The organism is Hymenobacter sp. 5317J-9 (assembly GCF_022921075.1).
In the GTDB taxonomy this organism is placed as follows: Bacteria; Bacteroidota; Bacteroidia; order Cytophagales; family Hymenobacteraceae; genus Hymenobacter.
In genome coordinates this window covers 832,991-857,332 of the sequence record NZ_CP095050.1, presented here as the reverse complement: position 1 = coordinate 857,332, position 24,342 = coordinate 832,991, and the positions used below count along the sequence as shown (strand labels likewise).

Sequence of the window (24,342 nt, the reverse complement as noted above, 5' to 3'; positions counted from 1 at the left end):
CTTCCTCTATTTGCGCGCAGCGTTACCTTTGCCTGCTATGCACACCCCGTATCTAATTGGCATCACCGGCGGCAGCGCTTCTGGTAAAACCACGTTTTTGCGCCGGCTCCTGGCGTCCTTTCCCGAAGAGGAGATTTGCCTGATTTCGCAGGACAATTATTACCACCCCCGCGAAAAACAGCTGCGCGACGACCAGGGCGTGGAAAACTTCGACCTGCCCGCCAGCATCGACGCCGCGGCCTACGCCGACGACGTGCTGCGCATCAGCCAGGGCCACGAGGTGCGCCGCAAGGAATACACCTTCAACAACGCGGCCGTGACGCCCAAAGAGCTGGTGTTCCGGCCGGCGCCCATTGTGGTGGTGGAGGGCATCTTCGTGTTTCACTTCGAGGAAATCGCCAAGCTGCTCGACCTGAAGGTGTACATCGACGCCCAGGAACACGTGAAGCTGCACCGCCGCATCATCCGCGACCGCGACGAGCGGGGCTACGACCTGGCCGACGTGCTCTACCGCTACACCCACCACGTGGCGCCCACCTACGAGCAGTTCATCGCACCCTACAAGCACTACGCCGACATCGTGATTCCCAACAACCGCCACTTCGAGAAGGGGCTGGAGGTGCTGGTGGGCTTCCTGCGCGGCAAGGTGGCGGCGGCCCAGCAGTAGCCGGAGGCAGCCCGGCTGATGGCGCTTGCGGCAACGCGCTTTGCAAGCACCTAGGCAAGGTTTTTTGGCGCCGTTCATGGAATAGCAGTAAAATCGGATTATCTTGGACCTGAAATCACCTGCCGGAAGTGGGGCCGTCTAACCCGCGGCGCGGCAACCGGTGTGGGACCATCTGGTCAATTTTTGCTTTGCTCTCTATGAAACGCACATCTCTACTTCTTTCCCGACTAGCCACCGCCATCATTGCTTCGGCGAGCGTGCTGGGCTTGCTGAGCTGTGACAAAAACGGCCAGGCCGGCATCATGCAGCACCCGGCCGGCAACGCCGCCTACCGCTTGGAAGTGACGCCCGACAAGGCCTACGGCGAGGTGTTCGACGCCAGCCTGGGCAAGCTCAACGACACGACCTACCTCATCATTACGAAGGCCGAGCGGGGCAGTGTATTTGCCATGCACACCGGCCCGCTGCCCACCGCCGACCACGCCGTGTGCTTCGCCAGCACCAACAACCCCGGCTTTAAGGAGTGCGTGGAGGAATATTACCACAACGCCGGTGGCGTGGCCATTCAGAGCAACGAGGCCGGCTGGTGGGCCACGCCGCTGTAGGCAGAACGGCGTAGCGAACCCATAGCAGCACGTCATGCTGAGCGCAGCCGAAGCATCTCGCTTGTGGCAGTAATCCCTTAGGTGGGATTTACTATTGCACGCGAGATGCTTCGGCTGCGCTCAGCATGACGTGCTGTTTTTGCTTCCCGCCCTTCTTTTCCTCTCCTTACCTTCCCTTCTTTCCCCTCCCTTACCCCTATGTACAGCAAAGCGGAAGCTACCCAGCTGCGCCAGGCTTTCTGGACGACGTTTGGCCAGTATATGGCCCCGGTGCCCTCGGCCGAGGGCGAAACCACCAACTGGATTAACTACAAGACGGGCATCAAGCACCTGTATTTCCGGATGCAGGCCGACAACCGGCAGGCCAAAATCGCCATCGAGTTGAACCATCCGGACGCCGGCATTCGGGAGCTGTTTTTTGAGCAGTTCCGGGAGCTCAAAACCCTGCTGCACGAAACGCTGGGCGAGGAATGGATATGGGAAGAAGAAGCCTTGGACGCCCAGGGCCTGCCGCTGAGCTGCATCTACACGGAGCTAAGCCCGGCCAACGTGTTCAACCGCGACGATTGGCCGAAGCTGATTTCATTCTTTAAGCCCCGCATGGTGGCCCTCGATGCGTTTTGGGCCGATGCGCAGTACACGTTTGAAGCGCTGAAGTAGCCGCAATTGGAGGTGTGCCCAATAGAACGTCATGCTGAGCGCAGTCGAAGCATCTCGCGTGCAATAGTAAATCCCACCCAAGGGATTACTGCCACAAGCGAGATGCTTCGGCTGCGCTCAGCATGACGTGCTTTTTCTTTCTCACGCTTTTGCTGCAACGCCCTGGGCGCTTGGGCTGCCCACGCGGCCTACGCGGCGGGCCTGTTTGTAGGCCGCGTGCAGGGCGGGGTTGAGGAGGCGAAAGACTTCCATGGGTTTATCGAGCTCGTAGACTTGCTGCATGAGGGCGCCGAGCAGGTCGGAAGTGGTGGCGTTGGCCTGGCTGCGCTGGTCGATGAGGGTGCTGGTGCCGCGCACGGTGCCGGCGAAGGCGGTGTGGAGGTCGCGCAGTTGCGTGAGCAGGGCTTTGGTGAGGCCGTAGGGTTTCAGGTCGGCGGCATGGGCGTCGGCGGTGTCGAGGAGGGCGCCGGCCACGTCGCGCAGCTCTTCGGGCCGCATTTTGCGCAGCTGGCCAGCGTTGAGGGTGGCGCGGGCGCGCAGGGCGGGGTCGGCGGTTTTGGTGGCGATGCTGGCCAGGGGGCCCAGCACCACGGGGAGGGCCTGCTGCAGGGCGGCGCGGGCGGCGGTGGCCTGGGCGGTGGTGGCTTTGGTGTTGAGGGGGGCGGCGCCCACGGCGGCGGTCAGGCGCTGGTAGGCCGGCGGGATGTCGGCGGCTTCGGCGGCGGCCACGTCGCTGGCGGCGAGGGCGGCGGCGTTGTCGGCCAGGAACCGGACCAGCACGGTGGTCATGGCGTATTGTTTTTCTTCGCGGGCATCCATAGAAAATGGGGGTAGAAGTGACACCGAACGAGTAGCGAACGGCGCGTAATGGTAGCGCTTTTTCCGTGAATTGTTGCGGTCAAAACACAACAATCGTTTTTTATTAGATATAGGGTAATCACCACGCCGCGGAATATATTTGACCTACTGGCCGGCCCCTTTCCACTACGGCCGGCCTGGGGCGCCCTCCACCGCCCCGCTATTCTGAGTTTACCCGAACTCGTGGCTCTCTGCGCCTTTAGGCAGAGCACTCGGCGTTCGTGCACCTCGTTGGTTTTGCACGCTGCTTGTCGGCTTCCGACCCGTAACGTTTCGTTTTCTGGGTTTTGATTTCGCTTCTCGGGGGCGCCATTGGCAGCCGTCCGGCGGGGGCATGCATTCGTTTTCGGCGGGCCCTGCTCGTCACGGCCTTATCTATTTCTCTTTTCTTTATGAGACATCGTTTCCTTTTGGTGCTATTGTTCATCAGCAGCGGCCTGCTGCTGGGCACCGCCCCGGCGCGGGCGCAGTTCCGCTGGCAGCGCGCGGTGGGCACGGCCCAGAACGACGAAACGGCCGACTATATGCTGGCCGTGCCCGGGGGCTTCGTCAAGGTCGGCGAGTTTAATTACAACCGCCTGTACCTGAGCAAGGTCAACTACCAGGGCGACACCGTCTGGACCAAGCGCTACGCCCTGCGCCGGGTGCAGGACGTCGACGCCCGCGGGCTCATCGCCGACGCGGCCGGCAACCTGATTGTCTCGGCCATCGTCGTGCCCCGCCCCGTGCCGCCCACGGCCCCGCCGCTGCCCACCCAGGGCCTGCTGGTCAAGCTCACGCCCGCCGGCGACACGCTCTGGACCCGGCGCGTGGCCGACCCGGCCGGGGCCACGCTCACGGCCCTGGTGCCGGGCAACGACGGCTCCTACGTGGCCGTCGGCGACGTGGGCAGCGGCCTGAACACGTTTCCCGTGCTGCGCAAGTTCAGCCCCGCCGGCGCCCTGCTCTGGACCCAGGTCGTGCCCTACGACAACACCCGCAACGGTTACCTGACCAATTTGGTGGCCGTGCCCAACGGCTACCTTGTGGTGTCGCTCTCCGATACGTCCAACCTGCGCCCTAAGTTCATCACAGTCGACGAAGCTGGCGCTTACCAGTTCTTCCGGTTTGTCCCACGCGACTGCGGCAGCGCGCAGTTAAAGCTGACGTCTCAAGGTGGGGTGATTGCCGTCGGCGGCGGCATCACGCAACTCACGGTGCAGGGCGACTCGGTTTGGAGCCGTGCGTACCGGCAAGTCAATGCCTTCCTAGGTCTGACCCGTGTGGCAGAGTTGCCGGGCGGGCGCTACCTGGCGGCGGGCGAACGCTCCAACGGGTTTACCAAGGACGTGGGCTTCGTGGTGGTGGACGCCAACGGCGCGCTGCTGCGCGACACGCTGCTCGTGCGCCCCGGCACGGAAAACGTGGCCGGCGTGGGCCTCACCCCGGCCGGCGACTACGTCGTGGCCCTGGGCACCGACCCCGGCCCCGTCGGCTACAACGACCAGATTCTGTTCGCCTACCGCTCCTGGGCCCGCTTGCTGCCCGCCCGCGCCCCGGCCGAAACCGCCGCCCGCCTCGCCGCTTATCCCAACCCCACGATTGGCGAACTGACGCTGGAAGCCGGCGATGCGCGCCCGCTCACCGGCACCTGGGTGCTGTATGATGTGCTGGGCCGCTTGGTGCAGCACGGCCTTCTTTCGGGTCAGGCCCGCCACCACCTGAGCCTGACTGCCGTGCCCGCCGGCCTCTACCTGTTACGGGTCACCGACCCGCTGCGCCGTACGGTTCAACTCCTGCGTTTGGAGAAGCTCTAGCTGCTGGTGTTTCTATTTTGCCTTGGCTGGCCCATGTTATAAGGGCCTTTTTTATGTTGCCGGCAGACGGATGTAAGCTCGTTGAGCCGGTGTGCGAGCTGCCCAAACCTGTGTGCGAGTTTGTTAAACCGCATGGCAAGTTTGTTAAACAAGGGTGCGAGTTCGGCATACACGCGTGCGAGTTCGTCAAGCCGGGTTGCGAGTTCATCCTACGCGCATGTGAGCGGCCCAAACCGGGGGGCAGGTGCGGAATACCGGCCTGCGAGCGGGCCTTACACGGCGGCGAGGGCGTTTTGCGGGGCCGAAAGTGGCCCTTGCCTGCATTCCCGCCAAATGGGTATCTTTGCAGACCCCGTCCATACCCATGCTGGCTCTGCTTTCCCGTTTTTGGTTCTCGCTCCGCTTTGCCCTGCTCGCCGCTACGGTGCTGCTGGTGCTGGGCCTGAACCAGCGCGCCGTGAGCGTGCTACGGCCCGTGGGCAAGGGCGAAACGCGCTGGGCGCAGCCCACCCGCGTGGCGGTGGTGAAACAAAAAGTATTGCTGGAAGCCACCACGGCCCTCGACCACTTTGTGGCGCCGCCGCTGGTGGCCTGGCTGCCCAGCGCCGTGCCGGCCGTGTGGCTGCCCACCTTGCGCCAGGCCCTGGCCGTGCCGCGCCTGCGGGCCGGCATCCGGGCGGGCGAGGTGTTTCGGGCGCGGCTGCTGGCCGTGGCCCTGTCGCCGCAGGCCCCTTAAATTCAGTTGGCAGTTAGCAGTGAACAGTTAGCAGTTGGTGGGCTTGGCCCTGAGCTGCCGGCTGGTGGCTGCTTGCATGCCCCTTCCCGCTTTTATTGCTCACTGACAACTACTAACTGATAACTGATTTTCACATGCGTAACAAAGGATTAATCATCGCGCTCACCCTCGTCGTCACGGCGTTGTGCGCGTACTTCTTGTTCTTCACCTACGTCTCGCGCGGGGTGCAGAGCAAGGCCGTGGCCTACGCCACGCGCAACGGCAAAATTGACGAAGCCGCCCGTCAGCACTACCTCGACTCGGTGTGGCGCGCGCCCGTGTTCGGCCCCTTCACTTACCGCGAGGTGCGCCAGAGCGAGCTCGGCCTCGGGCTTGACCTGAAAGGCGGCATGCACGTGACGCTGGAAGTGTCGCCGGTGGAAATTGTGCGCGCCATGAGCGGCAACAGCAAAGACCCCGCCTTCAACCGCGCCCTGGCCAACGCCCAGGAAGCCCAGAAAACCAACTCCAGCACGCCGTTTACGGCGCTGTTTGCCCAGGCTTACCAGCAGCTGGCGCCCAGCAAGCCGCTGGCCACCATCTTCGCCAACACCACCAACAAGAGCCGCGGCATCGACATCAACTCCTCGAACGAGAAGGTGATTGGCGCCATCGATAAGGAAGTGGAAGAAGCCATCGACCGCTCGTTCAACATCCTGCGCACCCGCGTGGATAAGTTCGGCGTGAACCAGCCCAGCATTCAGCGCGTGAAAGGCACCGGCCGCCTCCAGATTGAGCTGCCCGGCGTCGACAACCCCGACCGCGTGCGCAAGCTGCTGCAAGGCCAGGCCAAGCTGGAGTTCTGGGAAGTGTGGAACCAGAACGAAGTGGGCCCCTACCTCGTGACCCTCGACAAGCAGCTCTCGGCCAAGCAGGCCGCCGCCAAAGCGGCCCCCGCCACGGCTTCGGCCACCGACACCACGGCTACCGCCGCGGCCGGCGACTCGACTTCGCTGGCGGCCCAGCTGGCCAAGAAAACCAAGGATGCCACGGCCGACTCGGCCGCCAACTCGACCCAGGGCGGCGTGCTCGCCAAGCTCTTCACCATGCCCGGCCGCCTGGGCGTGAACCTGCGCGACACGGCCCGCATGAACACCATCCTGCGTTCGCCCGAGGCCAAAGCCATTCTGCCCCCACCCTGGCTCTGCTTTGGAGCCTGAAGCCGACCACCATCGACAAGCAGGAGTACCTGGAGCTGATTCCGGTGCGCAAAACCCGCGACGGTGTGCCCATGCTGAGCGGCGAAGCCGTGAACGACGCCCGCGCCGACATCGGCCAGAACGGCCAGCCGGAAGTGCTGATGAACATGACCCCCGCCGGCTCGCGCAAGTGGGCCAAGATGACGGCCGCCAACATCGGCCGCCAGGTGGCCATGGTGCTCGACGACTACGTGTGCTCGGCGCCGGTGGTGCAGGGCGAAATCACGGGTGGCGGCACCAGCATCACGGGCAGCTTCCAGATTGAAGACACCCAGGATTTGGCCAACCAGCTGAAGGCCGGCAAGCTGCCCGCTCCCACGCGCATCGTGGAAGAAGCCGTGGTGGGTCCGTCGCTCGGTCAGGAAGCCATCAACCAGGGCCTGTACTCGTCGCTGGCCGGTGTGGTGATTATCATGCTGTTCATGGCCTTCTACTATGGCCGCGCTGGCGTAGTGGCCGACATCGCCCTGCTCTTCAACATCTTCCTGATTCTGGGCGTGCTGGCCCAGTTCGGCACCGCTCTTACCCTGCCCGGCATCGCCGGTTTGATTCTGGTGATGGGCACCTCGGTGGACGCCAACGTACTGATTTTCGAACGCATTCGCGAGGAACTCGACCATGGCCTGAGCCTGACCGACGCCATCAACAAAGGATACTCGCGGGCGTTCTCGGCCATTTTCGACTCGAACGTGACCACCATGCTGATTGCTGTGATTCTCGGCTTCTTCGGCACGGGCCCGGTACAAAGCTTCGCCGTGACGCTGGGCATTGGCGTGCTCACCTCGTTCCTGTCGGCCGTGTTCGTGTCGCGCCTCATCATCGAGTGGATGGTGAAGGGCAACGAGAACCACCCGATGACCTTCAACACCGCGATTTCGCGTAACCTGTTCAAGAACCTGAACTTCGACATCGTGGGCAAGCGCAAGCTGGCCTACACCTTCTCGGCTATTTTCATCATCGTGGGCTTCGCCGTGATGGCCTACCAGGGCGGCCCCAACCTGGGCGTGGACTTCAAAGGCGGCCGCGCCTACGTGGTTGACTTCAACAAAACCATGGTGGCCTCCGACGTGGCCGACAAAATTCGCCCCGTGTTCGAAGGCGCTGGCCTCGAAGTGAAGCAGTACGGCTCGCCCGACCGCCTGCGCATCACCACCGGCTACCTGGCCGAAGACGAAAGCCCCGTGGCCGACAAGAAAGTGGTGGCCGCCCTTAACCAGGGCCTGCAGGCCTACAGCGCCGACGCGCCGGTTATCAAGTCGACCTCGAAAGTGGGCGCCACCATCGCTGACGACATCAAGCGCACCTCAGTGCTCTCGCTGGGCCTCACGCTGCTGGGCATCTTCGTGTACGTGCTGTTCCGCTTCGAGCGCTGGCAGTACTCCATGGCTGCGGTGGTGGCCCTGTTCCACGACGCCCTGCTCGTGATTGCGGCCTTCCCGATTGCCCGCCTCTTCGGCCTGAACTACGAGATGGACCAGATTTTCGTGGCCGCGCTGCTCACGGTTATTGGCTTCTCGATGAACGACACGGTGGTTATCTACGACCGTATCCGCGAGTACCTGCGCGAGAACCCCAAGCTGACCTTCGCCCAGGTGGTGAACCCGGCCCTGAACTCGACCTTCTCGCGCACCATGATTACGTTCACCACGGTGTTCCTGGTAGTGTTCGTGATGTACGTATTCGGGGGCGAGACCCTGCGCTCGTTCTCCTTCGCCATGATTATCGGCGTGATTTTCGGCACGTACTCGTCGCTGTTCATTGCCACCCCGATTATCCTCGACACCTACGGCAAGAAAGAGGAGCGTGAGCGCCTGGCCCGCGGCGAAGACGTGACCGGCGTGGACGCTGGCACGCCCAAGCTGAGCCAAGCCAACGTGTAGTGTTCCACGGCTTACCTAGCTGATTAGTTGAAAAAAGCCTGGCCGCGCGCCGGGCTTTTTTTGTGCCTGGGGCAACCGTTTTTGCTTATCTTCCGAGTGGTTTGGTGAAGCCCCGCCAACCGCCGCTCGCATGCTGCACCTCTCCTCACCTGTTTCTGCTCCCATCACCCTACCGGAGTTGCTGGCGGCCTGCCAGCGGCAGGAGCGCGTGGCCCAACGCCGGCTGTACGGGCAGTTTCACGGCTTTGCGATGAGCATTTGCCTGCGTTATGCCCGCGACCGCGACCAGGCCCTGGAAGCGGCCAACGACGGTTTTCTGAAAGTATTCCGCGACTTGTACCGCTTCGACGCGGCGCGCCACCCCGAGGACGTGCTGGGCTCGTTTCGGGGCTGGCTCAAGCGCATCATGATTCACACGGCCATCGACCACTACCGCGCCAACGAGCGCCACCAGCACCAGCAGGAGCTCGACGACGTGACCCTGAACCAGGCCGACGGCGGCGCCACGCCCCTCGACACGCTGAGCTACGACGAGCTGCTGGGCCTGGTGCAGCGCCTGCCCCCGGCCTACCGCGCGGTGTTCAACCTGGCGGTGATTGACGGATTTGGCCACGAGGAAATCGCCGAGCAGCTGCGCATTTCGGTGGGTACGTCCAAATCCAATCTGTTTAAAGCCCGAGCCCATTTGCGCACGATGCTGGCCCACACTACTACTATTTCTTCAGCCCGCTATGTGGTCGGATAACGATATTGATAATGCTTTTCAACGGCTGAACCCGCCGGAACCGGACCCTGCGCCCTTCCCGCTGGATGCCTGGCTGCGCCTGGAAACGCAGCTGGACAAGGCCGAGATTCAGCGCGCCGTGCGGCGGAAAATGTGGAAATTTTTCGCGGTGGAAGTGCTGGTAGTGGCCCTGATGGGGCTGGGCTGGCTGCTGTGGTGGCCCGCCGGCTCAGCATCGCAAACGAAAACAATGGCTGCCGCCAATGCGCCTGCCGCCACCTACTCTGAGCACAGTACGGCCAGGCAATTGCACGCCACCGAACCTGCCGCAACGGCAAACGCCCCGGCGCCTGCTTCGCTCACAGCACCCGCCTCACCGATGGGTACTGCAGCTGTGGCACCAAAAGCGGCGGAGGCCACACCGGCCACGGCCCTGCCGTCTTCCGGCAAAACGGTGTCTCCCACGGCGGCATCGGCGGCGGGCCCGGCTGCGCCCAAAAATTCGCTGCCCGCGCTGATGGCCATCAACCAACCGGCCCGTTCGACTGCTTTGCCGCGTGAAGGCCGGGCTGGCGGCAGTGCCATGGCTGGCGCAGTGGCTGCTACGCCGACCAAACAGCCCTACGCAAGCGCAAAATCAGAGACCCAACCAGCGGTAGCAGCCCGCCACAAAGTACCGGCCGCAGCCTCGGCAGCGGAAATCAGGCGCCGGCCTTCGGAACGACGGGCTTTGCCGCGGCGTGCGCAAGAGCAGCCCGTCGTTTTCGCCCGCGCTGCTCCGCAGGGCCTGGGGCATACCACAACAGCCCATGAGACGGCTGGTAGTGGTTCCCCGACATTGCCAGCCGAAGCTTCGGCGCCCGAGCATGGCCTCGTGCCCACCGCTGCCGATAATTCCGCGCTACTGCTGAAAGAGGTGAGCCTGGCCTTGCCCACGGGCAGTGCCTTGCCGGCCCCGCTGGCTACGGTGGCTACAACGGTGACGCCGCCCCGGCCCGAAGCACCCGTTACGGCGCACCAGCCCCGTTTTTACGTGGGCCTAGTGGGTGCGCCCGATGTGACGACCGTGAAATTTGCCGGCGTGGAAAGCCCGCTGCCCAACCTGGGCGTGGTGCTGGAATACCGCCTGAGCAGCCGCCTGCGCCTGAGCACCGGCCTGCTGCGCTCGACGAAACAATACAGCGCCCGGCGCGAAGACTGCGACTTTGGCGATTACGCCGTGTATATGAAGCACCGCTACTTCGACGACGTGGACGGCACCTGCACCGTGCTCGACGTGCCGCTGAACCTGCGCTACGACCTGCTTTCGCGGCCCGGCTACGCGCTGTATGGCAGCACCGGCCTGTCGTCGTTCTTCATGCAGCGCGAAACCTATTCCTACGCCTACGTGGAGTACAACAAGCCCGGCTATTGGGAGGGCGAGGCCGTGAACGCCAACCGCCACCTGCTCAGCATCCTCAACCTGTCGGTGGGCTACGAGCGCACCCTGAGCCCGCGCTGGAGCCTGCACGCCGAGCCCTACGTGAAGGTGCCCCTGGCCGGCGTAGGTGTCTATAAGCTAAAACTGACCAGTGCGGGCGTCTTTGTAGGCGTAAAATACGGTTTTTAACCGCCCCAAATACCCTAGTTGCGCCGTAGCTTGCGGGTTGGAATTTCACGCCTGGTTTACTCACTATTCACTTTCTGACCATGTTCGGTATGTCCGACAAGTACACTTTATCGGCCCGGCTGCGCGCGGCGTTGGTGGGCGCGGCCTTGCTGGCGCTGGGCGCGGCCGCCAGCTGCACCTACTCGCACGGCGACCCGGCCCCGGCCTGCGACGTGCCCCGCGAAAACGTGACCTACGCGAAAGTCATCTCGCCCATCTTCGACGCCAACTGCCGCGAATGCCACGGCAGCACCGTGTATCCGGTGAAGGGCGGCGGCAACAACTTCGGCGACTACCAGGCCCTCAGCAGCTACTTCTCGCCCAGCAAGCTGCTCGGCTGCATTCGCCACGACCCCGGCTTCGACCCCATGCCCCAGGGCCGCCAAAAGCTGTCGGACTGCGACATCCAGCGCATTGAAGCCTGGATAGCGGCCGGCAAGCCCAACAACTAACTTCTTCTATTCCTGCTATGAAACGCTCCTTTTCCCTGCTGCTGTCGCTGTTGCTGCTCGTTGCCCAACCCCACGCGCGGGCCCAAAGCAAGTTCATGACCAAGGCTGGGCGGGTGTCGTTTTTCTCGGCCAGCCCCATCGAAGACATCGAGGCCAAAAACCAGGAAGTGGCCGCTGTGCTCGATTTCGGCACCGGCCAGCTGGCGTTCTCGCTGCCCGTGAAGGGCTTTGTGTTCAAGCGCACGCTTATGCAGGAGCATTTCAACGAGAACTACATGGAGTCGGATAAATTCCCGAAAGCCACCTTCACCGGCCGTTTCGTGGGGATTGACGCGGCCACCCTGGCCACGCCCGGCTCGCACACGGCCCAGGTCGAGGGCGACCTCACGCTGCACGGCGTCACGCACCGCATCAAGGTGCCGGCCACCATGGAGCTGAAAGGTGGCCAGTTGCTGGCAGCGGCCGTGTTTTCGGTGGCTCCGGCCGACTACAACATTGAAATTCCGCTGATTGTGCGCAACAACATCGCCAAAATCGTGAGCGTGCGCGTGGCCCTGGCCTGCGACCCCGTGCCCGCTGCCGTGGGGGCCGCCGCGCGGCCCACCAACTGATTTTCTGCCGCTTAACTTCTCCCTATATGCTCCGCAATTTTTACGCTGCTTCTCTCAAGGGTTTGCTGCTGGCCGGTCTGCTGGCCTGGGCCGGCCCCGCCTGCGCCCAGACCGAAAACGACCTCCTGCGCGACCTCGAAAAGCAAACCACCGACTCGACCAAGCGCGAGGCGGTGGCGGCCACCTTCAAGGGCACGCACATCATCAACTCGCAGTCGGTAGAAACGCCGGGCGCGGGTACGCTGGCGTTCCTCATTCAGCACCGTTTTGGCACCATCAACAGCGGCCCTTACGAGTTTTTTGGGCTTGATAACGCCGTGCTGCGCCTCAGCTTCGAGTACGGCCTCACCGACCGGCTGGCGCTGGGCCTGGGCCGCAGTTCGCAGGAAAAGACGTTCGACGGCTTCATCAAATACAAGGCCCTGCAGCAGAGCACCGGCGCGCACCCCATGCCGGTTTCGGTCACGCTGTTTGCGTCGTCGGCCATCACCACGCTCAAGTTTAATGAGGTGAACACCACCGAGCGCAGCACCGCTTCGCGCCTCGACTACGCCTACCAGGTGCTCATTGCCCGCAAATTCAGCCCCAGCCTCTCGGTGCAGCTCATGCCCACGCTCATTCACCGCAACTACGTGCCGCTCGACGGCATGCAAAACGATGTATATTCCATCGGGGCCGGCCTGCGCCAGAAGCTGACCAAGCGCCTGGCCCTCACCGCCGACTACTTCTACCTGCTGCCCGGCTACGTGGCCGACAACTACCGCAACGCGCTGGGCGTGGGCGTCGACATTGAAACCGGCGGCCACGTGTTCCAGCTGCACCTCACCAACTCCAGCGGCATGGTAGAGAAATTCTTCGTGCCCCAAACCACCGGCAATTTCTTCGATGGTGACATCTTCTTCGGCTTCACCGTGGCTCGCAACTTCACGGTGAAATCGCGGGATTAAAAAACGTTTTCAACATAAAAAGGCCCGCCGGAGCAGTCCGGCGGGCCTTTTTATGTTGAAAACGTAGCTTGAAGCCTTACACCATCACGCCTTCGGCCACTACACTTTGCACCTCGGGCACCATGCGCTTGAGCAGGTTTTCGATGCCTGATTTCAGGGTAACCGTGGCCGAGGGGCAGCCGGAGCACGAGCCTTGCAGGTTCACGGTCACGATGCCTTCGTGATAGCTTTTGAAGGTGATGTTGCCACCGTCCTGCTCCACGGCGGGGCGCACGTAGTTGTCGAGCAGGTCGATGACTTTCTGGGCAATCTGGCCTTCCTGCTGGGTGGGGTCGCCGGCAGTGGCAGCTTGGGCAGCCTTTTGCTCGGCGGCGGGGTCGACGGTGAAGATGGGGCCACCGGCCTCCACGTAGCTTTTCAGGAACTGGCGCAGCTCGGGGATGAGCTGCGTCCAGCCGAGGTCGGGCTGGGTTTTGGTGACGGTGACGAAGTTCTGGGCAATGAACACCCGGCCCACGTAGTCAAAATTGAACAGCTCCTGGGCCAGCGGCGAGTTGGCGGCGGCCTCCACGTTGGGGTAGTCCACGCTCACGCCATCGGCCAGCAGGTTGTTGTTGAGGACAAATTTCATGCTCTCCGGGTTGGGAGAAGCTTCGGCATAAATGGAAACAGACATGGCTGGGGGGCTTAAAATCAAGGGGAAAGCTTGACGCGTTTGCAACGGCAAAGGTACAACCGCAATGCGGCGCTAGAGGTTGCAAATGTACCTACATTGATTTGTTTGTGCCGGGCGTCTGGCAACCTGCCTTTATTGGGAAGTTGAGCGCCACAGCCCGCGCTCGCGCAGCATGCGGGCCATGGGCGAGTTGGGCCGTAGCAGCGGCAGTAGCTCGGCCCAGGGCACCACCAGTTCGGGGCCATAACGGTAAGACAGCAGCTCACGGTCGCTGTAGTGAAACACCAGTCCCTTTTCGACCAAGCCAAAATCGTCGTTGGCTGGCAACGCCAGTCCCTCAAAGGCGTCGTCGGCGCGTTGCTCTCCGCCGGGGCCCGCCGGGCCATCGAAGTCGGATTGGTCGTCGTCGGTGCGCAGGTGGCGGGCCAGGGCGTGGCGCAGGGCCACCGCGGCACCGGGCTGCAGAATATCGGTCAGCATCAGTGCTGCGCCCGTATTCAGGTCGTACACTACGTGGGTGAAGCCGTGCGAGCAAGCAGAGGTGCCCGAGCAGTACGAATGGTCTTCGGCCCAGGATAACAGCCCGTGGTCGAGGTATTCCACAAAAAGGTTGTTATATTCCTCTTCGGTGCCGCGCGGCTCCTCGTAGCCGCCCCGTTGCCGCGCTTCGGCTACGCGGTTGAGCTTTTCGATGGCTCTTTGCCGGGGTTCGGCAGCGCGGGCCGCCGGGGGCGGGCACTGCAAGTCGGCCAACGCCGGGCGCAGGGTGTCAGGGCCCAGCAGGTGCAGGTAGTCTTGGCCATACATGCCGTACATAGTGGCGTGGCGCAGCACCGTGTCTTGGCTCACCCGCTGGCGCCAGTCGGCACTGCGCATCGCCTCCTCCCCCACAGCCACATAATCCACCATGAGCATTTCATAGGGCACAGCAGCAAGCTTGCCTTGGTCGTCGTGGTAGTCTTCGCGCAGCTCAAATGGCAGCGGAAGCCCCGTTGGGCCGGTCCACGTCCCCGTCAAGCGGGGACCGGCGGGTTGGTTGGCCCGCCAAAACCCTACGTCAAAGGTTGGCTGGGCGCTGTCGGCTTCTACCAGCCGCAGGGCCGCAGTGGGGCGAAATTCCGGCCACGCCCGCAGGTAGTGCAGCACCGCGGGCTGGCCGGCAAACCGCACGGTGCCGCGCAGGGCCGGGTCGCCGTTTTCGTCTTTGCCCAGGTCCAGTTCAACCGTGACTTGATGCCGGCCCACGGTGCCACGGTAGCGAGCCGCCGCAAACGGCCGGGCTGGCGAATTTGGCGGCGCAAAGCGAAAGATGGGCGCCGGCGCTTCGGCCCACTGCGACCAGGCCACTTGCCCTTGGCCGACCAAGAGCAGCATTAATCCCCATCGCAGGAAGAACAGATGCACCGGCGCCAGATGTCTTTTTTACAACCGATTGGCCCGCGCCCGCAGCAACAGGTCAGCCAGTACCAGCTGCGTCATGGCTTCCACGATGGGCACGGCGCGGGGCAGCACGCAGGCATCGTGGCGGCCGCGGCCCACCAGCGTGATGCTTTCGCCCTGGTCATTGATGGTTTGCTGGGGCTGCAGCAGCGTGGCCACGGGCTTGAAGGCGACGCGGAAATAGATATCCTGCCCGTTGGAGATGCCGCCCTGGCTGCCGCCGCTGTGGTTGGTGCGGGTGCGCACGGCGCCGGTTTCGTCGGTATAAAACTCGTCGTTGTGCACCGAGCCGGGCAGCTTGGTGCCCTCGAAACCCGAGCCGAACTCAAAGCCTTTCACGGCGTTGATGCTGAGCAGCGCGTGGCCCAACACGGCGGGCAGCTTGTCGAACACGGGCTCGCCGAGGCCCGCGGGCACGTGCCGGGCCACGCCCGTTATCACGCCGCCCACCGTGTCGTGCGCGGCCTGGGCTTCGCGGATGCGGGCTTCCATTCGGGCCGCGGTTTCGGGATGCGGGCAGCGCACCAGGTTCGTATCGATAAGGCCGAAATCCAGCTCCTGATACGCCACGGGCACTTCTACCTCGCCCACGGCCGAGACGTAGGCGGCAATTTCCACCCCGAAATGCGCTAGCAGCTGCATGGCCACGGCCCCGGCGGCCACGCGGGCGGCCGTTTCGCGGGCCGAGCTGCGGCCGCCGCCGCGGTAGTCGCGGCGGCCGTATTTCACGTCGTAGGTGTAGTCGGCGTGGCTGGCGCGATAGGCGTGGGCAATGTGGGAGTAGTCGTCGGAGCGTTGGTCGGCGTTGGGAATGAACAGGCTGATGGGCGTGCCCGTAGTCACGCCTTCAAACAGGCCCGACTGAATGTGCACCGTGTCGGCTTCCTTGCGCGGGGTGGTGAGGGCCGACTGGCCGGGCCGCCGCCGGTCGAGCGCCGCCTGAATGTGGGCCGCGTCCACGGCCACGCCCGCCGGGCAGCCGTCGATGATAACGCCGATACCCGCGCCGTGCGACTCGCCAAAGGTGGTGATGCGGAAGAGGGAGCCGAAAGAGTTGGACATGTTTGGTGTTTGGTTGGTGGTGCTTGGTCGATGGTGCTTGGTGCCTGGTTTTTCGTGCTTGTCTTCAAGCCAATTCTTGACCAAGCACCAAGAACCACCAACCAAACACCAAAACTACGCCCGCCGGCCGGCGCGCCACCAGCCAAACCCGGCCACCCCGGCCAGCGCCACCAGCAGCCACTGGGCATAGCGCCGCACGTCGCGGTACACGTCCACCGACTGCAGGGTGGTGTCGGCATTGGCCAGGGCGGGACCGTAGAAGGGGTCGTCCTCGGGCTTGGGCAGCGGGCTGGCCACCAGCGCGGCGCCGCGAATCTGGGGGCGCAGCTCTGGCCGCAGGGTGTCGTAGCGAGCCGTCACGGGGTCGAACACCACGATGCTTAGCAGGCTATCGAGCGGCAGCACACCAGGCTGACGGGCCACCAGGCGGTAGCGAAACAGCTTGCGCCCGCCGCCCGGCGCAGGCTCCTCGCGCACCTCCGGGCCGTACACTTCTAGACCGGGCCGGGCGGGCCACACCGGCGCTAGCACCGCCGCCAAGTTGCCCTGTCCCTCTACCCCAAACGAATACGTGAACGACTCCCCCACCCGAAAGCGCGTCCGACTGATGGCCTCCTTCACCTTGTAAGTACCCACCGGCACGGGGCCGCGCTGGGCAGCTTCCGGCAAGGGCCGCACCTGCACGGCCACGGCGGGGGCGTAGTAGGTTTTGTAGCCAGCCAGGCGGTTGTCCTGGCCCGCCTCGGGCTTTTTGAGGAGCTTGAACTTTATCATCGTCAGGGCCAGGGGCGGGAAGCGCAGGGGCTGAGCCGTGAGGGGATAGTACACGTTTTCGGCCAGTCGGAAGCGCAGGTAACGCTCGCCGAGGTGGCGCACGGTGTCGGGGGTCACGCTGGCTTCGGGGCCGGGCTCCTGCCAGGCGGTGGGCTGGTGCAGCTCGTGCAGCAGCGGCGGCAGCTGGTCGTTGAAATCGTGAAACGCCAGCAGGGCCTGGTCTTCGGGCTTGAGGTAGAAATACAAGCCCACGCGCACGCCCTGGCCCACAAACACGCCGGGGCGCTCGGCCACCACGGCCAGAAAAGCGTGGTCGGGCACGTCTTGGTACAGCGCGGGCTTGGGCTTGCCAAACAGCTTGTCGAGGTCGCCCACGGCCTGTAGCGGCGCGGCCGGGTTGGCCGGTTTGGTGAGGGCCGGGCCCGTGGCGGGCGTGGCCGCGGCCGGCGGGGCGGGAGCAGCCGGCGCGGGCCCCACGCGCACCGTGGCGCCGGCACTTTTCAGCACCACGCCGTTCACCGTCATCTGAAACGGCTTGATGACGAATTCACCCTCGCCGTAGGGCACGTAGCGCTGGGTGATGGTGACGTCAACGAAGCGGCGGCCCTGCACGGTGCGCGTGGTGTTAGTGCGCACCTTGGTGGTTTTTTTGAAGCCCTCCAGCTCCGGGAAGTCCGAGTACTTGTCGAGGGTGCCGCCGCGCACCCGGAAGCCCAGCGTGAACGTGCCCGTGACCGGCAGCGTGGCCGGACCGGGCAGCAGCACCACATCGGCGGCGAGGGCCGGGCGTGCGGCCGGGGGCGGGGTGCCGGGCTGAGCGGCCACCAGACCGGCGGCGCCCAGCCACCACAGCCACGCGAGTATTCCCAAAATTCTCCCCATAGATGTTGGCGCCATTGCAGCCCCTAAAAGTAGGTTTAAACAGTTGAATCGGGATTTTGCCGCAGCCTGAACGCCAATGGTATACTCATAAATTCGGATTCTTGCAACACAAATTTTGGCTTTATTGAATCCTTTTGAGCGTGCCTCACCGTATCTGCCTTCACAACTCCCCCCCTGTTCAGGTTTTCACTTCCAGAACGGGCCGCCGGCCCGCGGGGGCATTGCCTTGCCTTTTCTCAAGCGTCATTCATTTTTCACCAATTCCTTCTCACCCATGTCCGACAATCTTCAGCCCCGCGGCTCCGACGACGCCACGTTCGCCCAGCCGCTGTACACGCCCATCAAGCGGCGGTCCTTCTTCATGTACGCCGGCGCTACGGCCGGGGCCTCGGCCCTGGTGCTGGCCGGGTGCTCGAAAGACTCGGACCCGGTGAAACCCAACCTCCCCGCTGGCAACTCCACCACCGCCGACGGGTCCATCAGCCTGGGTTCGGGCGATGTGGGCGTACTCAATTACGCGTATGCACTGGAGCAGCTGGAAGCCGATTTCTACAGCAAAGTGGCTGCCCTGTCTAACGGCGCCAGCCTGTTGGGCGCTACCGAGTTTTCGTACTTCCAGCAAGTAGCCAAGCACGAAGCCATTCACCGCGACTTCTTTAAGGCCGCCCTCACCCGCGACGCGGCTGGGCAGGTACTGCGCGGCCTCACGCCGAAATATCCGGCTGGTACGTTCGACTCGCGTACCACCATCCTGGCCACGGCCAAAGCATTTGAAGACCTCGGCGTGGCTGCCTACAATGGCGCCGGCAAGCTCATCAAAATGCCCGCCTACCTGGTTATTGCCGGCCAGATTGTGTCGGTGGAAGCCCGCCACGCTGCCTACATCCGCGACCTGGTTGCGCCCGGCTCCTTTGCCGAAGATGGCAACGCCAGCACTTCGGTGAACGCCCAGGGCCTGGACCTGGTGATGGCCCCGTCGGCCGTGCTGGCTGTCGCGCAGGGCTTTATCACGGAAAAGCTCGACGGCAGCAGCATTGGCGTCAACGCCTAGTCCTTTCCCTTCCATTCGTAATCAATTCTCGCCATGAATTTCTTCAATATAATCAACCAACTGGCCGAAGTGGACCCCGACGTAATGGGTCGCCTCGACACCCGCCGCTCGGTGTTCAACTCGCTCACCTCCATGAGCAAGCGCGCGGCCATGGCTGCCGGCCCGGCTCTGCTGGCTTCGTTCTTCACCAAGGCCTACGCGGGCACCACCGCCGGCGACCCCAAGGAGGTATTCAACTACGCCCTGACGCTGGAATTACTCGAAGCTGACTTTTACAAGAAGGTGATTGCATCTTCCCTGTTCGCTTCGGCTTCGGCCGCTGACCAGACTGCCATTCGCCAGATTTCCAAGCACGAAGATGCGCACGTAGCCCTGCTGCAGGCCGTTGTAACGGGCATCGGTGGCACGCCTGTGACCAACAAACCGTTCAAGCAAAGCGTTTTCAGCTCATTGACGAGCTTTTACGGCGGCGCCACCAGCATTCTGGGCGTTGCCCAGCTGCTGGAAGATACCGGTGTACGTGCCTACAAAGGCCGCGCCGGCGACCTGCTCGGCCTAGCCGACGTGACCATCAGCGGCGCTACCTATAACCCGCTGGAAACCGCCCTGCGCATCCACTCGGTGGAAGCCCGCCACGCGGCCCACATTCGCACCATGCGCGCCCAAACGCCCTGGATTACGGGCAGCGGCGACCTCGACGGCCAGCCTCACTACCAGGGTGCCATTCCCGAAAGCAACACCACGCAGTCGGGCGTGAACCTGATTGCGGCCAACGCCATCACGCCAAACACGACCTACACGGCGGCCGACGCCGCTGCCTCGTTCGACGAAATCCTGACGCCTGCCGAGGTGACGGACAACTCGCGCGCCGGCGGCCTGATTGGCGCCTAGCTTGCCCGGGCCACTGCCCTGCGCACATTTTGCTTACAAAGCCGGTTTCGCTGTTGCGGAACCGGCTTTGTTTTTTAGGCCTTTGCAACCATTGAACAGGTAGCGAGTACCTTTGCGGTAGCTCGTGGCCCGAGGTTTCGGGCCGGCCGATTGATTTAACTACGCATGTCTGAACACTCTTTTTCGCCTGCCTGGCGGGCTCAACCGCTGGGACGGCGCGGTTTTTTGCGGGTTTCGGCAGCTTCGGCCGCCACGGTGGCGCTGGTAGCCGCCACGGGGTGCGACACCTCCACCCCGGAGCCCGTGGCGCCCGACCCCAACCTGATAACGCTGCCGGCCGGCGACAACGGCCTGTTGTATTCCCTTTTCCTGCTGGCGCTGGCAAAGTCCACCCTATATCAGAAGGTGTACGAAACGCCGCCCACTGACCTGACGACCGCCGAGCGCGCCATCTTCTCGGACCTGCGCGACCACGAAATAGCCTACCGCGAGCTGCTGCACCTACTCCTCGACCCCAACTATCTCGACTCCACGAAGGCAGTGCAGCTCTTCCCCGTAGACTTTGCTTTCAAGCTCACTTCGTTCACGCTCACCACGCGGGCCGGGGTGCTGGCTGCGGCCCAACAGCTCGAAGACCTGGCGGCGGCACTTTACCCGGTGGTGGTGCCGCTGGTGGCCAGCAGTGCTCCCTACCAGCGCGTGCTGCTGCTGAAGGCCGCCTCGGTGCAGGCCCGGCACGCCGCCGTGGTGCGCGACCTGCTCACGCCCGGCTCGTTTGCCAGCGATGACGTGGTGAATGCCGCCGGCCAGCTCAAACCCAGAACCCCGGTGGAGGTAAACACCGCCTTGGCGCCGTTTTTTGCGCCGTACGTTATTTCCGTTGCCAATTTGCCCGTTCCCGTTTTATGAAGCTGATATCCATTCTTGACCACGTAGCGGCCGCCCCCACCGCCGCCGCGCCGCGTCGGGCCTTGTTTCAGCAGCTGGGCCGGGCCGCCGTGGCCGCGCTGCCCTTGGGCCTGGGCACCGCCCTGCCCGCCGCCGCCGAAACCAAAGACACCTCCCTCGACGCCCTGACCCAGCTTCTGCTGCTCGAGCGGCTGGTGTCGGCGTTCTACACCCGGGCACTGGCGAACACCAGCCTGATTCCGGCGGCGCAGGTCCCCGACTTCCAGCGCATCCTGCGTCACCAGAACCAGCACGTGGCCCTGCTCACGCAGGCCTTGCAGGACAGCGGCGCCGTTATGCCCGCCATGCCCACCTTCGACTTTAGCGGGCAGCGCAACGCATCCGGCAACCCCGTGCTGTTCCCCAACGTGCTCACGGCCTACGACGACTTTCTGGCCCTGGCGCAGCAGCTCGAAGACCTGAGCGCCCGCCTCTACCGCAGCCAGGTGTTCAACATCTCCTACGACCCCAAGCTCTACAAAGCAGCGCTGAGCATAGTGGCCGTCGAGGCCGAGCATTCGGCTCATGTGCGCACCCTGCGCCGCAACCGCGGCGTGGCCGTAAAAAGCTGGCCCAGCGCCACCGATGCCGCCATTGCGCGGCCGGCAGCGGCCCAGGTGCTGGCCACGGCCGCTACCGGCGGCGAAGGCAACCTTGCGCAAGAGCAACAGGCCGGCGTTCTGGTTCCATTTGCTACCTTGCTGAGCGTATTGCGCCTCAATTTTGTGAGCGACGCCTCAGTGGCTGAGGCATTTGACGAACCCGTAAGCACCACTGTAGCGCAGGCCGCCCTCAATTTGTTCTATTAAATAGGGAAATATAGAACGATACATAATTTTGGCATTCTCCCGAAAAAGAGCGGCTCAGGCTGCTCTTTTTGCGTATTGGGGCACCCGGGTCTGGCGGCGCATTTTGCCCCCTCTTGCGCTGCGCCGCCTTCATGTTGTATCTTTCTTATCAGGTGGCTGCCAGGCTCTTCCCGGGAGCCCGAGGCCCCTTCACCCTTCCCCTCCCCGTATTCTTTGATGCTATGCTAGACTACGTGAAAATGATTCTGCTTAAAGTCAGTTTCAGCAAAGTGCTGTTCGAGAAAGAACTGCGCAAAGCACTCAAGATGCTGGTGCCCGCCGAGCTCACCGATTTTCGGGCGTGGTGCTACCAGCAATTTGCGCGTGTGTACCGGCGGGTGTTGAAAAAGGTATTCGGCAACCCTCAGGGTGCCTCGCCGACGGTGGCGCTGGGGTAACCATCGGCCACAAACCGAATATTGCGTTTTAGCCCTTCGTAGCCCGTTCGCTTCACGGCCGACTGGCGGAACAACTCCGTAAATAATTCGTGGGTAATCTCGCGCCAGTCGCCGGGCGTCAGGTCTTTAAGACCGGGCGCGGGGTCGAACTGCGGCTCGTTGTGCGGCTTCGAGAAACGGTTCCAGGGGCACACATCCTGGCAGATATCGCAGCCAAATACCCAGTTGCCGAACTGCCCGGCTACCTCGGTCGGAATCTGGTCCTTGAGCTCGATGGTGAAATAGCTGATGCATTTGCTGCCGTCCACCACGTAGGGCTCGGTGATGGCTTGGGTGGGGCAAGCGTCCACGCACTTGGTGCAGGTGCCGCAGTAGTCCCGAATGGGCCCATCGGCGGGCAGCTCCACGTCCACAATCAGCTCGGCTATGAAGTAGAACGAGCCCGTGCCCGGCGTGATGAGGTTGGAGTTCTTACCCACCCAGCCCAGGCCCGATTTCTTGGCCCAGGCCTTATCGAGCACCGGCGCCGAGTCGACGAAGCAGCGCCCGCCAATTTGCCCGATTTCGGCTTCCATGTCGGCCAGCAGCGTCTTCAGCTTGTCTTTGATGACGAAGTGGTAGTCGCGGCCGTAGGCGTATTTGCTGATTTTAAGCGTGTCGTCGGGCTGCTGCGTTTCCGGCGCGGGGTAGTAGTTGAGCAGCAGCGAAATCACCGATTTGGCGCCGTCCACCAGCAGGCGCGGGTCGAGGCGCTTGTCGAAGTGGTTTTCCATATAGCCCATCTTGCCGTTCATGCGGCGCGTGAGCCAGGTTTCGAGGCGCGGGGCTTCCTCTTCCAGAAACTCCGCCTTCGAAATACCGCAGGCCATGAAGCCCAGCTCGGCCGCGCGGCGCTTGATGAAAGGAGCCCATTGGGACTGAGGAAGCATGCTAACTGAAATAAGATTAAGGCCGGTCGCGGCCGACGAAACGGTTTTTGCCCAGCAAAAAACCAATGGCAAGGCCCAGATTGCGCTCCAGGCTCTCGTCGGTTTTCAGGCTGAGGAGGTAGCGCACTATTTCGTGTTGCCGCGAAGGCGACAGGCCCGCAAACACCGCCCGGGCTGCGGGAGTTTCGGCCAGCGCCTGCTCGAAGGCCGGGCAGGACAGCACCGGCGCGGCCTCCGGATTGTAGTCGATGGCAATGGCCAGCACTTCCCCGATGCGGCGGGGCGAATTGGCCAGCATCAGCAGGTTGATGTAGAGGCGCCAGAGGCCGGCGTAGCGCACCAGCGTTTGCTGGTAGGGCCGGCCGTTCACGGTGCCAAGCACCCGTATCGGGCCTTTGCTGCGCCCTGCCTGGGCAAAAATATCGGCCAGTATTGCTTCGGGCACCTGCACAAAAGGATTGACACCAATTATTTCCAGCGGCGCGGTAAACGTGTGCATGGCTAGCATCGGCAAACAAAAACGCACCGCCAAGTGGCGGTGCGTTTTTGTGTGTTCAACAATAAATTACGAGGTTATCTCGTCAAATAAGCTCACGCCGTTGTTGCCGCGCAGGTGGTTGGGCAACAGGCGGCCGAGGTGCTGATACGCGGCTTCGGTGGCTTCCCGGCCGCGCGAGGTGCGCTTGATGTAGCCCTCCTGAATCAGGAACGGCTCGTACACTTCTTCGATGGTTTCGCCTTCCTCGCCGCAGGCCGTGGCGATGGTGCTGATGCCCACCGGGCCACCCTTGAACTTGTCGATGATGGTGGTGAGAATGCGCTTGTCCATGTCGTCGAGGCCGCGGGCGTCCACGTCGAGGGCATTGAGGGCAAACTGCGCGATTTCGACCGTGATGGTGCCGTCGCCTTTGATTTGGGCGAAGTCGCGGGTGCGGCGCAGCAGGTTGTTGGCAATGCGGGGCGTGCCGCGCGAGCGACGGGCAATTTCAAAGGCCGCGTCCTCGTGAATGGGCGTACCCAGAATTTCGGCCGAACGCTGCACGATGGTGGTCAGCAGCTTGGAATCGTAGTACTCGAGGCGGGCCGAAATGCCGAAACGGGCCCGCAGCGGCGCCGTGAGCATGCCCGAGCGCGTGGTGGCGCCCACGAGGGTGAAGGGCGAGAGCGAAATCTGCACCGAGCGGGCGTTGGGGCCCGAGTCGAGCATGATGTCGATGCGGTAGTCCTCCATCGCCGAGTAGAGGTACTCTTCCACCACGGGGTTGAGGCGGTGGATTTCGTCGATGAACAGCACGTCGTGCGGCTCCAGATTGGTGAGCAGGCCGGCGAGGTCGCTGGGCTTGTCGAGCACCGGGCCGCTGGTCATCTTGATGCCCGAACCCAGCTCGTTGGCGATGATGTGCGAGAGGGTGGTTTTGCCCAGGCCGGGAGGGCCGTGCAGCAGCATGTGGTCGAGGGCGTCGCCGCGCTGCTTGGCGGCGGCCACGAAGACTTTCAAGTTCTCCAGAATCTTGTCCTGGCCCGTGAAGTCGTCGAAACTAAGCGGGCGGAGGGCTTTGTCGATGTCCTTGTCGGTGGCATCGAATCCGTCGGTTCCGCCGGTGAGAAAGGCTTCGCGCAT

At 63.4% G+C, this 24,342-nt stretch carries 25 protein-coding genes; 17 read left to right on the top strand and 8 right to left on the bottom strand.

The annotated features are described in order from the left end of the window. Positions 1 to 37 precede the first annotated feature (37 nt). The 3 genes from MUN81_RS03460 to MUN81_RS03450 all read left to right on the top strand — a co-directional run bounded on the left by MUN81_RS03460 (position 38) and on the right by MUN81_RS03450 (position 1,932). Positions 38 to 667 (top strand): uridine kinase, encoded by a 630-nt coding sequence (locus tag MUN81_RS03460; RefSeq protein WP_245115053.1) that lies wholly within the window; start codon positions 38 to 40, stop codon positions 665 to 667. A gap of 197 nt (positions 668 to 864) precedes the next feature. Beyond that, positions 865 to 1,272 carry a hypothetical protein gene (locus MUN81_RS03455; protein ID WP_245115051.1) on the top strand — a complete coding sequence of 136 codons (408 nt, stop codon included), beginning with the start codon at positions 865 to 867 and terminating at the stop codon, positions 1,270 to 1,272. Positions 1,273 to 1,470: 198 nt separating this feature from the next. Continuing rightward, a complete protein-coding gene (locus MUN81_RS03450; protein ID WP_245115049.1) occupies positions 1,471 to 1,932 on the top strand; it encodes a DUF4268 domain-containing protein in 462 nt (153 codons plus the stop codon). A gap of 141 nt (positions 1,933 to 2,073) precedes the next feature. On the opposite strand, the gene MUN81_RS03445 is transcribed toward MUN81_RS03450, so the two are convergent. Next, the gene (locus tag MUN81_RS03445) at positions 2,074 to 2,751 is read right to left on the bottom strand and encodes a hypothetical protein (RefSeq protein ID WP_245117452.1); all 678 of its coding nucleotides are present in this window, start codon (positions 2,749 to 2,751) and stop codon (positions 2,074 to 2,076) included. Positions 2,752 to 3,182: 431 nt separating this feature from the next. Between MUN81_RS03445 and MUN81_RS03440 the strand changes: the two genes are divergently transcribed. From MUN81_RS03440 to MUN81_RS03405, 9 genes are all read left to right on the top strand, one after another. Next, positions 3,183 to 4,586, top strand: coding sequence for a T9SS type A sorting domain-containing protein (locus MUN81_RS03440; protein WP_245115042.1), 1,404 nt, complete (start codon positions 3,183 to 3,185; stop codon positions 4,584 to 4,586). Positions 4,587 to 4,950: 364 nt separating this feature from the next. After that, the gene (locus tag MUN81_RS03435; RefSeq protein ID WP_245115040.1) at positions 4,951 to 5,322 is read left to right on the top strand and encodes a hypothetical protein; all 372 of its coding nucleotides are present in this window, start codon (positions 4,951 to 4,953) and stop codon (positions 5,320 to 5,322) included. A 134-nt stretch (positions 5,323 to 5,456) separates the two neighbouring features. After that, the gene (locus MUN81_RS22795; RefSeq protein ID WP_348533163.1) at positions 5,457 to 6,521 is read left to right on the top strand and encodes a hypothetical protein; all 1,065 of its coding nucleotides are present in this window, start codon (positions 5,457 to 5,459) and stop codon (positions 6,519 to 6,521) included. Positions 6,522 to 6,565: 44 nt separating this feature from the next. Next, entirely contained in the window at positions 6,566 to 8,440 is a 1,875-nt protein-coding gene (gene secF, locus MUN81_RS22790; protein ID WP_348533162.1) for a protein translocase subunit SecF, read from the top strand. A gap of 130 nt (positions 8,441 to 8,570) precedes the next feature. Next, positions 8,571 to 9,185 (top strand): sigma-70 family RNA polymerase sigma factor, encoded by a 615-nt coding sequence (locus MUN81_RS03425; RefSeq protein ID WP_245115038.1) that lies wholly within the window; start codon positions 8,571 to 8,573, stop codon positions 9,183 to 9,185. 817 nt (positions 9,186 to 10,002) lie between these two features. Next, positions 10,003 to 10,773 carry a hypothetical protein gene (locus MUN81_RS03420; protein ID WP_245115036.1) on the top strand — a complete coding sequence of 257 codons (771 nt, stop codon included), beginning with the start codon at positions 10,003 to 10,005 and terminating at the stop codon, positions 10,771 to 10,773. Between the two features lie 89 nt (positions 10,774 to 10,862). Beyond that, positions 10,863 to 11,264, top strand: a complete 402-nt coding sequence (locus tag MUN81_RS03415; protein ID WP_245115034.1) for a cytochrome c — start codon at positions 10,863 to 10,865, stop codon at positions 11,262 to 11,264. A 17-nt stretch (positions 11,265 to 11,281) separates the two neighbouring features. Further along, positions 11,282 to 11,875, top strand: a complete 594-nt coding sequence (locus MUN81_RS03410; RefSeq protein WP_245115032.1) for a YceI family protein — start codon at positions 11,282 to 11,284, stop codon at positions 11,873 to 11,875. Positions 11,876 to 11,901: 26 nt separating this feature from the next. After that, positions 11,902 to 12,822 carry a DUF5777 family beta-barrel protein gene (locus MUN81_RS03405; protein ID WP_245115030.1) on the top strand — a complete coding sequence of 307 codons (921 nt, stop codon included), beginning with the start codon at positions 11,902 to 11,904 and terminating at the stop codon, positions 12,820 to 12,822. 76 nt (positions 12,823 to 12,898) lie between these two features. Here MUN81_RS03405 and MUN81_RS03400 read toward each other — a convergent pair whose 3' ends face one another. The 4 genes from MUN81_RS03400 to MUN81_RS03385 all read right to left on the bottom strand — a co-directional run bounded on the left by MUN81_RS03400 (position 12,899) and on the right by MUN81_RS03385 (position 17,644). Continuing rightward, positions 12,899 to 13,498 carry a NifU family protein gene (locus tag MUN81_RS03400; protein WP_245115028.1) on the bottom strand — a complete coding sequence of 200 codons (600 nt, stop codon included), beginning with the start codon at positions 13,496 to 13,498 and terminating at the stop codon, positions 12,899 to 12,901. Between the two features lie 132 nt (positions 13,499 to 13,630). Further along, complete coding sequence (locus tag MUN81_RS03395; protein ID WP_245115026.1) at positions 13,631 to 14,872, bottom strand: RsiV family protein; 1,242 nt, start codon at positions 14,870 to 14,872, stop codon at positions 13,631 to 13,633. Between the two features lie 48 nt (positions 14,873 to 14,920). Beyond that, positions 14,921 to 16,000: a chorismate synthase gene (gene aroC / locus MUN81_RS03390; protein ID WP_245115024.1), complete on the bottom strand. Its 1,080-nt coding sequence runs from the start codon at positions 15,998 to 16,000 to the stop codon at positions 14,921 to 14,923. Between the two features lie 114 nt (positions 16,001 to 16,114). Then, positions 16,115 to 17,644 (bottom strand): BatD family protein, encoded by a 1,530-nt coding sequence (locus MUN81_RS03385; RefSeq protein ID WP_245115022.1) that lies wholly within the window; start codon positions 17,642 to 17,644, stop codon positions 16,115 to 16,117. A gap of 286 nt (positions 17,645 to 17,930) precedes the next feature. Between MUN81_RS03385 and MUN81_RS03380 the strand changes: the two genes are divergently transcribed. The 5 genes from MUN81_RS03380 to MUN81_RS03360 all read left to right on the top strand — a co-directional run bounded on the left by MUN81_RS03380 (position 17,931) and on the right by MUN81_RS03360 (position 21,792). Continuing rightward, positions 17,931 to 18,707: a ferritin-like domain-containing protein gene (locus MUN81_RS03380; RefSeq protein WP_245115020.1), complete on the top strand. Its 777-nt coding sequence runs from the start codon at positions 17,931 to 17,933 to the stop codon at positions 18,705 to 18,707. 33 nt (positions 18,708 to 18,740) lie between these two features. Next, positions 18,741 to 19,598 carry a ferritin-like domain-containing protein gene (locus MUN81_RS03375; RefSeq protein ID WP_245115018.1) on the top strand — a complete coding sequence of 286 codons (858 nt, stop codon included), beginning with the start codon at positions 18,741 to 18,743 and terminating at the stop codon, positions 19,596 to 19,598. 165 nt (positions 19,599 to 19,763) lie between these two features. Further along, complete coding sequence (locus MUN81_RS03370; protein WP_245115016.1) at positions 19,764 to 20,507, top strand: ferritin-like domain-containing protein; 744 nt, start codon at positions 19,764 to 19,766, stop codon at positions 20,505 to 20,507. After that, positions 20,504 to 21,355 (top strand): ferritin-like domain-containing protein, encoded by an 852-nt coding sequence (locus tag MUN81_RS03365; protein WP_245115014.1) that lies wholly within the window; start codon positions 20,504 to 20,506, stop codon positions 21,353 to 21,355. Before MUN81_RS03370 ends, MUN81_RS03365 begins: the two co-directional genes overlap by 4 nt. 221 nt (positions 21,356 to 21,576) lie before the next feature. Further along, on the top strand, positions 21,577 to 21,792 hold the full coding sequence (locus MUN81_RS03360) for a hypothetical protein (RefSeq protein ID WP_245115012.1): 216 nt from the start codon (positions 21,577 to 21,579) through the stop codon (positions 21,790 to 21,792). Here MUN81_RS03360 and queG read toward each other — a convergent pair. The 3 genes from queG to ruvB form a co-directional block, all read right to left on the bottom strand. Continuing rightward, on the bottom strand, positions 21,759 to 22,721 hold the full coding sequence (gene queG, locus MUN81_RS03355; protein ID WP_245115010.1) for a tRNA epoxyqueuosine(34) reductase QueG: 963 nt from the start codon (positions 22,719 to 22,721) through the stop codon (positions 21,759 to 21,761). The two genes, MUN81_RS03360 and queG, sit on opposite strands and share 34 nt — an antisense overlap. 16 nt (positions 22,722 to 22,737) lie before the next feature. Continuing rightward, entirely contained in the window at positions 22,738 to 23,220 is a 483-nt protein-coding gene (locus tag MUN81_RS03350; protein WP_245115008.1) for a YdeI/OmpD-associated family protein, read from the bottom strand. Positions 23,221 to 23,286: 66 nt separating this feature from the next. Then, complete coding sequence (gene ruvB / locus MUN81_RS03345; protein WP_245115006.1) at positions 23,287 to 24,342, bottom strand: Holliday junction branch migration DNA helicase RuvB; 1,056 nt, start codon at positions 24,340 to 24,342, stop codon at positions 23,287 to 23,289.